Origin of the sequence: Taurinivorans muris (genome assembly GCF_025232395.1) — a bacterium.
GTDB lineage: Bacteria > Desulfobacterota > Desulfovibrionia > Desulfovibrionales > Desulfovibrionaceae > Taurinivorans > Taurinivorans muris.
The window spans coordinates 1,244,493-1,258,890 of the sequence record NZ_CP065938.1; the positions used below are offsets into that span (position 1 = coordinate 1,244,493).

At 41.7% G+C, this 14,398-nt stretch carries 13 protein-coding genes and 1 pseudogene; 8 read left to right on the forward strand and 6 right to left on the reverse strand.

What is annotated here, in order from left to right; genetic code table 11:
• Positions 1–5 precede the first annotated feature (5 nt).
• The 7 genes from JBF11_RS05965 (at position 6) to lolA (ending at position 6,360) form a co-directional block, all read left to right on the forward strand.
• Positions 6–536, forward strand: a complete 531-nt coding sequence (locus JBF11_RS05965) for a hypothetical protein (protein WP_334314585.1) — start codon at positions 6–8, stop codon at positions 534–536.
• 18 nt (positions 537–554) lie between these two features.
• Entirely contained in the window at positions 555–1,808 is a 1,254-nt protein-coding gene (gene coaBC / locus JBF11_RS05970) for a bifunctional phosphopantothenoylcysteine decarboxylase/phosphopantothenate--cysteine ligase CoaBC (protein ID WP_334314586.1), read from the forward strand.
• A 1-nt stretch (position 1,809) separates the two neighbouring features.
• On the forward strand, positions 1,810–2,586 hold the full coding sequence (locus JBF11_RS05975; RefSeq protein ID WP_334314587.1) for a hypothetical protein: 777 nt from the start codon (positions 1,810–1,812) through the stop codon (positions 2,584–2,586).
• Positions 2,587–2,716: 130 nt separating this feature from the next.
• Positions 2,717–3,553, forward strand: coding sequence for a hemolysin family protein (locus JBF11_RS05980; RefSeq protein WP_334314588.1), 837 nt, complete (start codon positions 2,717–2,719; stop codon positions 3,551–3,553).
• Positions 3,546–4,325 (forward strand): type III pantothenate kinase, encoded by a 780-nt coding sequence (locus tag JBF11_RS05985; protein ID WP_334314589.1) that lies wholly within the window; start codon positions 3,546–3,548, stop codon positions 4,323–4,325. The genes JBF11_RS05980 and JBF11_RS05985 overlap by 8 nt, the downstream gene beginning before the upstream one ends.
• A gap of 32 nt (positions 4,326–4,357) precedes the next feature.
• Complete coding sequence (eno, locus tag JBF11_RS05990) at positions 4,358–5,671, forward strand: phosphopyruvate hydratase (protein WP_334314590.1); 1,314 nt, start codon at positions 4,358–4,360, stop codon at positions 5,669–5,671.
• Positions 5,672–5,715: 44 nt separating this feature from the next.
• The gene (gene lolA, locus JBF11_RS05995; protein ID WP_334314591.1) at positions 5,716–6,360 is read left to right on the forward strand and encodes an outer membrane lipoprotein periplasmic chaperone LolA; all 645 of its coding nucleotides are present in this window, start codon (positions 5,716–5,718) and stop codon (positions 6,358–6,360) included.
• A gap of 98 nt (positions 6,361–6,458) precedes the next feature.
• Here the strand turns inward: lolA and JBF11_RS06000 are convergent, their stop codons facing one another.
• The 4 genes from JBF11_RS06000 to JBF11_RS06015 all read right to left on the reverse strand — a co-directional run bounded on the left by JBF11_RS06000 (position 6,459) and on the right by JBF11_RS06015 (position 10,738).
• Positions 6,459–6,893: a hypothetical protein gene (locus JBF11_RS06000; RefSeq protein WP_334314592.1), complete on the reverse strand. Its 435-nt coding sequence runs from the start codon at positions 6,891–6,893 to the stop codon at positions 6,459–6,461.
• Between the two features lie 203 nt (positions 6,894–7,096).
• Complete coding sequence (locus tag JBF11_RS06005) at positions 7,097–7,498, reverse strand: GtrA family protein (RefSeq protein ID WP_334314593.1); 402 nt, start codon at positions 7,496–7,498, stop codon at positions 7,097–7,099.
• A complete protein-coding gene (locus JBF11_RS06010) occupies positions 7,495–9,777 on the reverse strand; it encodes a glucosyltransferase domain-containing protein (RefSeq protein ID WP_334314594.1) in 2,283 nt (760 codons plus the stop codon). Before JBF11_RS06010 ends, JBF11_RS06005 begins: the two co-directional genes overlap by 4 nt.
• A gap of 19 nt (positions 9,778–9,796) precedes the next feature.
• The gene (locus JBF11_RS06015; RefSeq protein WP_334314595.1) at positions 9,797–10,738 is read right to left on the reverse strand and encodes a glycosyltransferase family 2 protein; all 942 of its coding nucleotides are present in this window, start codon (positions 10,736–10,738) and stop codon (positions 9,797–9,799) included.
• A 210-nt stretch (positions 10,739–10,948) separates the two neighbouring features.
• Here JBF11_RS06015 and JBF11_RS06020 point away from each other — a divergent pair, with 210 nt between their 5' ends.
• A complete protein-coding gene (locus tag JBF11_RS06020) occupies positions 10,949–11,692 on the forward strand; it encodes a sulfite exporter TauE/SafE family protein (protein ID WP_334314596.1) in 744 nt (247 codons plus the stop codon).
• Between the two features lie 108 nt (positions 11,693–11,800).
• On the opposite strand, the gene yedF is transcribed toward JBF11_RS06020, so the two are convergent.
• A complete protein-coding gene (gene yedF, locus JBF11_RS06025; protein ID WP_334314597.1) occupies positions 11,801–12,481 on the reverse strand; it encodes a sulfurtransferase-like selenium metabolism protein YedF in 681 nt (226 codons plus the stop codon).
• Between the two features lie 226 nt (positions 12,482–12,707).
• Positions 12,708–14,357, reverse strand: a pseudogene (gene der / locus JBF11_RS06030) (ribosome biogenesis GTPase Der); the annotation flags it as partial.
• Between the last annotated feature and the right edge of the window lie 41 nt (positions 14,358–14,398).

Here is a 14,398-nt window from a genome sequence, read left to right on the forward strand (position 1 = left end):
CTTTTATGAAAAAAATAATTCTTCTTTCAAGTTTACTTTTTCTTACGGCATGCGTTTCCGGTTTTAATTCTTCTCCCGAAACTCCCGCTTCAAGCACCGTAAGCAATGTTTATACAAGCCAATTTCCGGAAGTGCCTATTCCCATGCTTATGAAAACAGACCCTAAAAATACCCTCACCACCGTCAATTCCGCCGGTGAGAAATTGGGACGTGAAAACTTTACCGGAAACATGGAAGCAAGCAATCTTGCCGCCCACATGATACAAAACCTGACCTCCCAAAGCTGGTCTTTAATCGGAACCATGCAAGGCGAAAAGAGTTTGCAGCTCTATCAGAAAGATACCAGATACCTCATTATTTTCATTGAAGCCGGAAGTTTCAATACCAATATGCAGATTTGGGTCGTGAACCATATCAATAATTTCTCATTGCCCGCCCAAGGCAACGATCCTTTCAATTTCGGCGATACTCCCGCCTTCCAATCTGCGCCGATCAATGACAATTTTAATGACTTCGGGGCTGAATCCGTTTTCTGATACGCAAAGGACGCCGCTATGCCTTACGAGCTGCTGCATTACAAAAAACACGCAAAAAAACATATCCATTTAGGAATTTGCGGATCTGTCGCCGCCTATAAAAGCCTTGAGCTCATGCGTGCGTTTTTAAAATCCAATATCCATGTAAGCGCCACCCTTACGCCCTCTGCTGAAAAATTCATACAGCCGCTCTGTTTTGAAGCTCTCGGTGCGAATAAAGTTTACGGACAAATGTTTCAGGGGGAATTTCCGTTTGATCATTTGGAGCCAAGCCAAATAGCCGACGCAATGGTCATTGCGCCCGCCAGCGCGACCACCATCGCAAGGCTCGCCCACGGCTTGGGTGATGAAATGCTTGCCTGCCAAGCTCTCGCCTTTGACGGTCCAATTCTTCTCGCCCCTGCCATGAACCCTAAAATGTGGGGAAATGCCGCCACCAATGCCAACATTGAAACATTGCTCAACCGCGGTTTCTTTCTTACGGAACCGGAAAGCGGCGCTGTCGCCTGCAAAGACGAAGGACAAGGCAGGCTCGCCCGGCTTGAAAAGATTTATTATGACTCCTTGGCTCTTTTGACCGAACAAGACCTGTATGGCAAAAAAATCCTCATCACCTTGGGACCCACCGCCGAAAAATGGGACGCTGTAAGGGTATGGACGAATAATTCCACGGGAAGCATGGGAACAGCCCTTGCTGTCACCGCATGGCTCAGAGGAGCGGATGTTTATGTTGTCGCCGGTCCGAACAGTCAATACATTCCCCAAGACAGCCGCTTACAATGCCATTCCGTGACAAGCGCCGATGAAATGTATGAAAAATGCCATGAATTATGGGACGCTATGGATTATGGAATTTTTACGGCAGCCGTGGCTGATTTCAAACCCCGAGCGGGACTTGCGCACGAAGAAGACACTAGCTCTTTCCATACGGTAAAATTCAAAAAAGAAAATCACGCAGACGGTTTCGATATTCATTTTACCCCTAACCATGATATTTTGAAAAGTATCGGACAAATCAAAAAGCCCGGGCAAAAACTCATGGGGTTCAGTGCGGAATCAGGTTCACACACGGACGAATTGGCAAGAGCCGTCAAACAAAAACTGGTCAATAAAAACTGTGACATCGTCGTGGGCAATTTTATCAGCGAAGCTATGGGCAAAAAAACCAACAAAGTTTATGTTGCCGACAAGAACGGTATCGAAGAAGCATGGGGAACGATGTCAAAAGCCGATTTGGCATGGGATTTGCTTTCTTATTTGGAAAGTGTCTGATATGAATAACCCGTATTTGCTCCAAAATTTAAAGTCACAAGGATTTCACTATATTCTTTTCGATACTGTCGAACAAAAAAAAGAATACAGCCTCACTGCGCCCAAAAGCCCCGATATAAAAATTCCTCCCGGTCCTGCCGAACAATTTAAAACAAACAATCCTCAAGCGGCAAGTAATTATAAACAAAAATTTCCTCCGCTTTTAAAACCCGAAAAACCTAAAAAAGAAAAGCAGGAACTGAGCGTTTTTGAAAAAAATCCCCTCAAACAGCCAATTTTGCCTTTTGACAAATGGCCCGAAGACTGGAAAAAAATTCAAAGGCAATGCAAATTTCCTCCTGAAAAGCCCAAACATATTTCCCGCCAAATCATTTGGACCTATGCGGGCTTGGAATATGATTTGTTTACGGATAACAGCAGCGACAAAAGGCGTCGGCTTATCGGACAAATCATAAAAACCCTTTCTTTTCCGCGGGGAACGCATATATTTTTGCCCTATAAGCATATCAACGCGCAGGGACAATCGGAACTTGCCAAAGAACAGGACTATTCCTTTTTTTGGTCTGCCGTTGATTTGATCCGTCCGCGCGTCCTTGTTGTTTTCGGAGAGCAGAGCATTGCGGAACTTGACCTGCCTCCCCTTCTGCCAACGCAAAAACATACGCTCATGCCTGTCACGGTTTTTGCGCTTGACGATATCATGCTGTATACGGAAAATGAAAGCGAAAACAATATCATGATCAATTTCCTTTCGGACAACCTTAAAAATTTCGCCTGATTTATTTTTTAAGAACGGAACGCCGCACGCTGGACAGAAAAATAAAAATAGGCTACTTATAAAACAAATCATTTCATAGGGAAATGCGCTGCATTGCAGTTTTTACGGACCACAACAAAGGAGTTTTATTTTGGACGGTGATTCGCAACGTTCTATGTGGGATAAAATTACCCATTTATTTGGCAAAGCTGAAGATAATTTAGAACAAGCCATAATGGAAGCGCGTGACGAAGGCGATGTCGAAGCGGAAGAAAGCAATATGCTTTTATCCATTTTGGAACTTGGCGAAAAGCAGGTTCAGGAAATTATGACTCCGCGTACGGACATCACCTGTCTCGCCAGTGAAACAACCATTCAAGAAGCCGCCCGATGCATTTTGGACAACGGACACTCAAGGATTCCCGTATATAAGGATACCAAAGACAATATCATCGGTATCATTTACGCAAAAGACCTGCTCACTTACCTGGTCGGCGATAATCATAATTTTGACGACCATGTCAATAAAATCATGCGTCAGCCTTTTTTTATTCCCGAAACGAAAATTTCCGCCGAACTCTTGCAGGAATTTCGCTCAAGAAAAAACCATATCGCCATTGTTGTTGACGAATACGGCGGAACAAGCGGACTTATCACCATTGAAGACCTTTTGGAAGTCATTGTCGGCGATATTGAAGACGAATTCGATGCCCCGAAAGAGGAAGATATTCAAAAAATCACCGACGAACAATATCTTTTGCACGGACGCGCCATGCTTGACGATTTGAATGACATCGACATTCCTGTCAGCTCGGACGAAGTGGACACCATAGGCGGTTATCTGAGCCTGCAAGCCGGGCATGTGCCCCTTGTCAATGAAGAATTCACCGTCGGAGAATGGAAATTCACCGTTATTGAAGCGGATACGAAACAAATCCATAAAATTTCCGCTCAAAAAATCGCCGAACAAACTCTTGAAGATGAATAAATTCACTTTGCTTGCCGATGTCGGCAATACCACGATGAAACTCGGTATCGCCGATGAACACGGAATTGTTCATAGTTTCGGCTTCCCTTCAAAATCCCTTTACACCGCAGACAGCTTAGGGTTTAACATCATTCAGCTGCTTGATTTGTATCATATTGAAAAAATCGAAAGCGTTTCCCTTTGCTCCGTTGTGCCTGAACTTGGAAAAATTTTTTGCCAAGCCTGCAAAAAATACCTGCACTGCGCACCCCTAATTTTTCCGGAAGATTTCAGTATTCCTCTGAACAATCAATACGCCAATCCGCAGGAAGTGGGTGCGGACAGGCTCATGGGGGCGTATGCCGCCCGCATGCTCCGCCCTGAAGCCAAAAGCATCATCTGTATCGATTACGGCACGGCAACGACCTTTGACTGCATAACGGGTATGGATTATCTCGGCGGACTCATCTGCCCGGGACTGTTTTCTTCGCACAACGCCTTGGCGAACGGAACCGCAAAGCTCCCTCATATCACCCTTGATTTCGACCGAAGCATTCCGCTTATCGGCAAAAGCACGGTCACAAGCATGAACCACGGCTTTGTTTTCGGCTTTGCCGCAATGACCGACGGGCTTTGCCAAAAACTCGCGGAGCAGCTCCCCGCGCCTTTGCACATTGTCGCCACCGGCGGCTATGCCGAAGATATTGCAAAACTCAGCAACAAAATCAACACCATACAACAAGATTTAATTTTAGAAGGTTTACGCCTTGCGTCTTGTTCGCTTTTAGCTTAAAATAAACATCATTTAACTGTAAAGGAGCATTTATGAGCACCATTACCTCCATTTGGGCGAGAGAAATTTTAGATTCCCGTGGTAATCCGACTATCGAAGTTGAGGTCGGGCTTGAATCCGGCATCGTGGGCAGAGCAGCCGTCCCCTCCGGTGCGTCAACAGGTTCAAGAGAAGCGCTTGAAATGCGTGACGGCGATAAATCCCGGTACAAAGGCAAAGGCGTTTCCAATGCCGTGAATTTCGTCAACGGTGAAATTGCGGAATCGCTTGTGGGCATGGACGCATTGCGTCAAGTCCAAATTGACACGACGCTTATCGACCTTGACGGAACCGAAAATAAATCACGTCTCGGCGCGAACGCCATGCTTGGCGTTTCTTTGGCTTGCGCCAGAGCCGCCGCAGAATTTCTCGGCATTCCCCTGTATCAATATATCGGCGGCATCAACGCAAAAGTCATGCCCGCCCCTATGATGAACGTTATCAACGGCGGAGCGCACGCTTCCAACAATCTTGACATCCAGGAATTCATGATCATGCCTTTAGGCGCCGAAACCTTTAAGGACGCTCTTAGAATCGGGGCGGAAGTTTTCCATACCCTCAAAGCTATTCTGAAACGGGACGGACATTCCACCGCCGTCGGTGATGAAGGCGGCTTTGCCCCCAACCTTAAAAGCCATGATGAAGCGTTCCGTTACCTTATCGAAGCTATTGAAGAAGCGGGCTATATTCCCGGAGCGGAAGTCGCCCTCGCCATTGACGTCGCCTCTTCTGAATTTTATGAAAACGGCAAATACCACATTAAAGGCGAAAATCTGGAACTCACTTCCGAAGAAATGTGTGATTGGCTTGCCGACTTTGTGGAACGCTATCCTCTTATTTCCATTGAAGACGGCATGGACGAAGGCGACCGCCGCGGCTGGAAACTTCTTACCGACCGTTTGGGACAGGAAATCCAACTTGTCGGCGACGATGTTTTCGTCACCAACCCTGACATTTTGGCGGAGGGAATTGAGGAAGGCATTGCCAATGCCATTCTTGTCAAATTAAACCAAATCGGCACGCTTACCGAAACCATGGACACCATTGAACTTGCGAAAGGTTCCGCTTACAATACGGTTATTTCCCACCGCTCCGGCGAGACGGAAGACAGCTTTATCGCGGACCTTGCCGTCGCCGTGAACGGAGGCCAAATAAAAACCGGCTCCCTTTCCCGCTCCGACCGTATTGCAAAATACAACCAACTCCTCAGAATTGAAGAAGATTTGGACGACAGCGCCATTTATTTCGGTCCTATTCTCGCTTCCCATTTCGGGCTTGATGACGACGAGTTTGACGACGAAGAATAATTTTACGAAGGCTGTCGTTTGGCAGCCTTCTTTTTAGGAATACTATGAAACGATTTCTATTCACCTGTTTTTTTGCCTTCTGCTTGGTTTTTCCCGCACTTGCAGAAACTTCGCTCCTGCATGAAGTGGAACAAGCCTATCAAAACATGAAAAATTTCAAAGCGGAATTTAAGCAAGAACTGTTTCACCGTGAAAGCAACACCACCCAAACAAGGACGGGGACCCTCGAATTTATGCCCGAAACATTCATTTTTTGGGAAACAAACGCGCCAAATAGGGAACTTATCGTCTGCAACGACAAAGAAGTATGGAATTACCTGCCCGATGAAGAATTGGCTTACCACTATTCCCCGAAGGTACTGGATACGTCCCATGCGATTTTAAATGTCATCACAGGTCAAGCCAAACTTGAAGACGGCTTTGAAACCGAATTTCTTTCTGAAAATACGGAAAAAAACACGCAGCAATTCACCCTTTATCCGTTGGAACCCAATCCGCAGCTGACGGAAATCACATTAACCGTAAATACCAAAACAAAGCGTATTCAGAAAATTGTTGTGCTTGATTTTTTCGGCAACCTCAACACCATTGAATTTACAAATTTTAACGCAGACATAGCATTAAAAAAGAACCGTTTTTATTTATCTTTGCCTGATACGGTTGAGATTGAAGACCATTTCGGCGATTAGAAAATACGCAGGAGTTCTGATACAATAAAGACCATCGGCTTAGCCGGTGTTTTTTTTGCACTCAAGCGACAAACAAAAAAGGGCTTTTCAGCCCCTTTTCAATATTTATGCACTATCGCTTCTGAAACTTCTTTCACGATTTTCAGCGGTAATTTTTCATAATACCATTGATACGCCAAACAATTTTTATCCGTTATACGCGTTTCAAAATCTTTCAGCAAATCAACCTCATCTCCGCCAAGGCTCGCCAGCCCCAAACGCAGCTGTTTTTCCCTGATCAACATGACGACATCTTCATATAGGGTTACGCAATCATCTGCGGTTATGCAGTCAAAAGGCATTTTCAAAAATTCTTTGAAATGATTTTTAAAATAATGGTCGCAAGACGGACAATCCTTTCCAATATATTTTTCAAATAATTCCGCCTCATCCGCCAAAACAGAAATAGCCTTCGCAAGCACTCTATATTCATCCATGGGATACAAACATTCTTTGCACTTATGCATGGAATCCATAATTTTCTTCGTATACATACCGTTCTCCGTTTTTTTGGTTAATATAACATTTCAAATAAAAATACCAGCAATTTTATCAAAAATTAATTTATTTGATAATTACAATGAAATACCAATAATAATTATCACAACAAAGTATAAAAACAAGAAATCAAATATTTAATACCACAAAATGCATTGAAACACATTTCTGCATTTTTACGCAGGCAATCTAAAGAAAATCATTTTGAACGATTAAAAGCAAAATATTTAAATAAGACGAACGTGCACAATGTTGTTAAAACTATTGCAATCAGTTGCCCGATAAGAACAGGAAAAGCGAAATATTGAACAATCAGTTCCAAAGAAAGGGCGTTTATCCCATATCCGACGGACCATGAAATCATGCATTTCACATATTCTTTCAGCCAATTTCCCTTTGTTTGAAAAACAATGGTTTTTTGCAGCACAAACGAAATAAAAGAAGAGAAAAACCAGGAAGCAAACAAGCTCGCCTGATAATTCTCTTCTCCTGACACCTTAATGAATAACGTAAACAATAAAAATGAAATAAGCGTGTTGCATATGCCGACAAACACAAATTTCATAAGCAAACGGCATCTATTTATCAGACTTTTACTCATTCATTTTCCAAGTGTTTTTCTTCCATAATTTTTAAAATCGCTTTCAACACCTCATTATCAAAATTAATAAAAATATACTTGTCCTGAACCAAGACAAAATCATTTTTAGGCCATTCTTTCATATTCTTCAATAAAGAAAAATACGGAACCAATTCCGTTAATAAGGTATCGACTGCTTTACTATGGGCTATAAAAACTTCTCCATTATACGTATAGAGTTTATACGTCTTGTTCACATTTAAATCAGAATGGTAATATTTTGCAACATATGAAAAATGATATTCAAACAAAGGCATAGTCATAAAAGAAGACTCATTCCATTTTCTTTTTTCTTTATACCATGTTAAAACATTTGATTCAAAATTTCCTAAAACAATAACTTGATATTCCCGATCATGAATATACAAAGGTGAATTTTCAATTTTTTCAAACACTGTTTCAAGCACTTTTTGTTCATGCTCAAAAGAAATTTTCCATAACTTTTGTGCATCATACAGCCTATAAATATTCATAGGCAAAAGAAAAATTAAAAATACGATTAATATATTCTTTGCCCATACAAATTTACTTTTTAAAATAACAGCAACAAAAAAAGCAAACAAAAAGATAACCCCATAAAAACTAACTCTTATCAGCCTCAAATCATTACCTAAAATAAATATTACAGCATTTGCAGCTAAAGGTAATAGGCATACACCAAAAACAGCAAGAAACAACTGAAAAATTTTTAATGAATGATATCTTATTTGATAAATAAACAACACTAAAAGAGCAAAAATATCGATAATCAATAATACCCATACAACGTTGCTATCGTAAAAAGGAACTGTATCGCTTAAATGACTGAAACTGCATTCTACAAGTTTCATAAACTGGTCAAGAGATCCGCCCAATAAATTCGTTGAAACGCTATATTCCAAAGCGTCAGCCCAAACCACTCCCGATACAATCAAAAAATGAATAATCACCTTAACAGTAATCAGGCTCAATACAATACAAAAAAAAGTTCTTATAACTTTTTTAAACAATAACTGTATGGATTGTTCTTCAAAACAATACATAACTATAATTTTTCCCAAAAACACAATTGCTATTGTATTTATTGCAGGAGCATATATTCCGAATGCAAAAACAAACAGCAAATAAGCTGAAAAAAAATAAAAATATGATTTTTTCTCTAATAATATCAAAGCAAAAATAACAATTGCCGGCAGCCATAAATGAGAAATCACATCAACACCGAAATAACACCAATAAATAACCAGCGGATTTAATACGACAACCAAGGAAAGAACCAAATAATTAAAAAATGTCTTGGGTACATTCCAATAATATGCCAACAAAATCCCGGTAAACGAAAAACCGAATAACGCAAAAGAAACATTGACAATCGGAAGCAGTCTTCCTCCTAACAATTGATTGAATAAATAATTTGTATAGCGTCCATTAAACAAGGAACTTTTTCCCCACATGCCATCGATCAAATAAGACCAATCATGGTTTCCCCAAAGAAAATGCACATTATAATATAAAAACACAAGGTTCAGAATTATGAAAACAGTCCAAAACGTCTTTCTGTATACCCCGTCGATAGCATGATACTTCTTTATGATGACAGTATCCCATTCATAATTGTTTATCAAACATTGCATTTTCTTTGGAAGATTTTTTTGAAAGAATTTTTCTGCAAATTTCTCACAGCAAATAAGCACTGCTTCAATTTTTTCACGCCAGCAAACGAACAATACTGTTATTGAAAACAATAACGCGGCGATACCTGTTATAAATTCCGGAAGATAAATATTTCTCAGCATGAATTTTGTCTTATACTGGACAGTGAGGGAAAGACCTTGTTCTTTTTCCGCCGGTACGGAAACCACATACGGGCGTTCGAACCATACGGTCTGTTTTTTAGCATTATATGATTTTCCGTTTACGGTAATTTTTTTTATATCAACAGAAAATTTAATAACATTGTCACCGTCTTTTTTTTGCCGGCTGTACAATTTTAACTGGACAGCTTCATTGCCGGTATTTTGAAAATAAACGGTTTTTGTCCGATATAAAAATGTCGAAGGCAGGCTGACAGTAAAACTTCCGTCGTTATTTTCATCAACGGCAATGCCTTCTTCCTGCTCATCGGCACTTACACGTATCGGATTGTCCGCTGCAATATCCAAAAAAACAGTTTCATTGATATTACTGTGATATAATAAAAACAAACCGGCAAGCAATAAAAAAAGAGCGGCAAAAGTTGCTAAAAACTTTTTTTGAAACATAGTTTTTCACCTAAAAATTTTATTCGTCAATATTTATCAATTCATCAACAATATAGAGAGGTCTGTTTTTAACTTCTATCATAATCCTGCCGATATATTCCCCCATAATGCCTAAAGCTATGAGCTGAATACCCCCGAAAAACAGAAGCAAAATAACCAAAGTCGGAAAACCTTGCACCGGATCGCCCCAAAGAATAGTTTTTATCAAGAAAAACAAGGCAATAACAAAAGAAACAAAAGCAATCCCCCCGCCTAAATAGGTCCAAACCCGAAGCGGCAGCGTGGAAGAGCCTGTTATTCCGTCCAACGCCAAATTCCATAATTTCCAAAAATTGAATTTTGAATTTCCTGCAGCTCTGTCGGCATGGTTATACAATACGGGACAAGATTTATAACCGACCCAATTAAAAATTCCTTTCATGAAAAGATGTTTTTCCCGGATTCTTAAAACAGCATTGACGACTTTTCTGTCCATCAAACGGAAATCCGCGGCATTATACGGAGCTTTTTGCTCTGAAATCAAATTATAGAATTCATAGAATTTTTTAGACAAAAATCTTCTGAGGCGTCCTTCATTTTTTCTGTTTTCCCTTACGCCGTAAACAATATCATAGCCTTCTTCCCATTTGGCAAGAAACGTTTTTATGGTCATCGGCGGATTTTGCAGGTCAACGTCAATAGGAATCACCGCATCTCCGGAGCTGTATTTCAATCCGGCATATAACGCCCTTTCCTTGCCGAAATTTCTTGAAAAACTGACAACTTTTATTCTGTTATCTTCTTCAGCATATTTTTTCAATATGTCCAGCGTATTGTCTTTGCTGCCGTCGTTCACGCAAACAATTTCATATTGATACGGACATTCGGCTAAAAATTTCCTCATTTCAGCGAAAAAAATATCAATAGCAGCCTCTTCGTTATACATCGGGGCTATGATTGAAATAAGCGCCTCTTCGTGCATGGTTTTCTCCCCTTTGCAGCAAACTGATTTTATCCGAAAAAATAGATTTGGAGCATAATTTAAATATATATATATATATTACGAAGAAAAATCAAGGATTTTTTTTGAATTGAAAGAATATGAGAAATAGACAACATTTTCTGATTTTGCTAAAAACAAAAAAGAAATAAAAACATACCGCAATAAAAAAAGGAAAAGATTGTATTTCTTATGAATGAACTGTCAGCTTTTTTATATTTCTTCATAGGGCTTGCCGTAATTTTCGGAGGAATTTTAAGAGGCATTTCAGGTTTCGGCTTTTCTCTGACCCTTATTGTCGCTTTAACGTTCTTTCTGCCCCCTTTGCAAGCGACAGCCCTTATTTTCATTTGGGAAATTTCCGCCAGCATTCTGCACCTGCCCTTTGTTTGGAAACATGTGGACTGGAACGCTTTAAAATGGCTTTGTGCGGGATGTGTTCTCGGTACGCCCCTCGGCGTTTATTCCCTCATCCTCATTCCGCCAACCCCCATGACAGTGCTTATCAATGCGACAGTTATCGTTTTAAGTATCGTCATGCTCAGAGGCTATACGCTGAAAAGAAACCTCAATGCTTTTGAAATCATAGGAACCGGCACAATTTCCGGGATTATCAACGGTGCGTCCGCAAATGGCGGACCGCCTGTCATTCTGCTTTTCTTCTCAAGCCCTGCCGGAGCGAATGTAGGACGAGCCTCGCTTATCGCCTATTTTCTCTTTACGGACTGTTTCGCCTCTTCCGTTTTAGCGGCGCAAGGACTTATGGGCGTTGAAATCCTCATCACGGCGCTTTGCTACATTCCCTGCCTTGCCCTTGGAATTTGGATAGGCACAAAACTCTATCACAAAATAGACGAACAAAATTTCAAACGTTTTGTAATGCTTTTGCTTATTGTCATTTCCGCCGTGGGCTGTGTCAAAGCGTTGCTGTCATGAACACAGCCCGCTGCTTGGCGTTTTTTTGTGCTCAAGCGTATAAAAAAAGGTTTCCTTTCGGAAACCTTTTTCATTTCGCAAAATGTTCTTTTGCAAAACTTCCTTATTTTACGGACGGATGACTTTATCCGCCAAATCAAGGGTTGTGACAATATCGAGCATATTGGTCGTTTCGCCTATTTTCTTCTGCTCGACAAGCCCGAAATGGCTTAAGCACGTTCCGCAAACATTAATTTTCACGCCCTGCGCCGCAAGATTTTTCAAACTTTCAAGATTTTTTCCCTCCTGCGCAGCCAAACGAACCCCGCCGTTCACCATTATGATTTGCCAAATATGCATTTCCGAAAGGGTTGCCAAAAAATTTTCCATAAGCTTGGCTCCGAGTTCATCATCGCCATGTCCGAGCCTATCTGTCGCAAGAAGGACAACGGTTTTGTTTTTATTGTCATAACTCAGATAATCGGCATAACTTTCACCATTTTTCAAAAACATGGGGTTTTTATTGAAAATTTCCGTATCTTTCAAAAAATGGGTCTTTTCAAAACCGGGAACAGGATCAGGCATTGTGCTGTCAACCTGTTCAAGGAACAATTCAAAAAGGCTGTCCCCTTTTTTATCCACTTTGGAAACAACATACCCGTTATTGTTCGCATAGCGGGTTATATTTTCAACAGCGGGCTGATTATCCACAATAACGGCAAATTCCGACGGATTTTGTTTTTCAATCAATTCTCTGGTACGAAGCACAGGTTCCGGACAGGCAAGCCCTTTACAATCTAGTTTCTGCATAACAACCTCTTCAAAACTGTTTTTATCATTTTTGCTTTTTCAATGCTTTTTTCAAAGAACGGCTTTGCGGCGAATTCGGATTTCGCAAAGCTGCCTTTATTGTCGTTCTTTTGCTCGGCTTCGCTTTCGCCTTGCCGGCGCCCGCTTTTTCCTGTTTCTCTTCTTTTGGCTCAACAGATTGGGGGTCCGCTTTCAATTCCGGCAAATCATTTTTCTTTTTGGAGCCTTTCCCGCTGTTTTTGGTATGGGAAGAACGCAAATGCACGCGCATGGGCGCATGCTCGATAGAAAATAAACGGCGGAGCGATTTTTCCAAATACCGCAAATACGATTCCCCGACCCTGTCCGCGTCGTTCACAAAAAAAACAAACGTCGGCGGTTCGCTTTCCGCTTGGGTCAAATAATAAAATTTGGGGCGCACACGCCGAACCACAGGGGGCTGATGTTTGGTCAAAACAATATCCATAGCCCGGTTGAGCTGTCCGGTGCTTACACGCACGCCGCATTCTTCCTTTATTTGTTCCGCCATGGGCAAAAGCATTTTCAAGCCGTAACGGTTTTTAGCGGAAGTCGGCATGACAGGCACATGCTGACAAAACGCCAAGGTTTCGGAAAACTGTTTTTGCAGCGCTTTCCTCGCAGGAGCAGGCACCAAATCCATCTTATTCAAAATAATGAGAAAAGGCGTTTTACGCTCGTCAAGAAGTTCCACAAGCCTTTTATCCTGCGCCGTCAAACCTTGCAGGGCGTCAATCACCAAAAATGTCACATCCGCTTTGGTGGTGCTTTTTAAAGATGAATTAACAGAAAAACGCTCCACCGTATCAAAAATCTTTGAACGACGCCGGACTCCTGCCGTATCCACAAAAACATACTTTTTTCCGTTCCAAAGCAAAGGCACGTCAACGCTGTCCCGAGTCGTTCCCGCCAAATCGCTCACAATCATACGCTCTTTTCCCACAAAAGCGTTCAAAATAGAGGATTTTCCGGCATTAGGCCTGCCCAGCAGACAAATCTTCAAAGGACCCTGCTTTTGATTTTTTTCCCTTTGGAGCTGCGGCAAGTCCAAATCAATGTTTTCACTTTCTTCATCTTCGCCGCTCAAAGCAAATTCCTGCTCTGCTTCAACATCATTTCCTGACTGCAAAAATTCCGCTTCGGCAAAATCGACAAGATAATCTTCCGGATTTTCATTTTCAAAACCGGTATCCGCATAATCAGTATTTTCTTCCTGATTTTCGGCATGATTTTCTTCTTTTAATGCCCGTTTATCCGCTTTGTTACCTTTTTTCCGGACAATTTCCTCATCTTCTTCCTGCAAAGCGATTTCTTCTTCGTCAAAATCCGGCAATTCGGGAAGCAAATCGACCATCAGACTTTCCAAATACCGAATTTGATTGCCATGTTCGGCGGAAACCGCCACAAGAGGAAAACCGAGCACATGAAAATCGGAACACATCAGCTCTTCTTTTTCCATGCCGTCCACTTTGTTGACAATAAGCAAAACCGGCTTTCCAAGCTTGCGGATATAGGCTGCAATATGCTCGTCAAAAGGCATGAGCCCGTCACGTCCGTCAACCACCAAACAAATCGCACACGCTTCCTGCATGGCTTCTTCAGCCTGCCGCAAAATTTCCTTTTCAAAACCGCGTATGCCCTCGGGACCCTCCGCCACCTGCGAGTGGCTGTCAAGCGTGATTCCGCCTGTGTCAATCAAAACAAAAGGACGGTGGAACTTGCTTTTTACCGTACCTTCCATTCTGTCGCGCGTTATGCCCGCCCTGTCGTGGGTTATGGCGCGGTTGCTCCGGATAAGTCTATTGAAAAGGGTTGACTTGCCCACATTGGGACGCCCCATTAAGACAATTTTATACATATACACCTCATCGGGGGTGAAAATTATTTTAATAATAACAT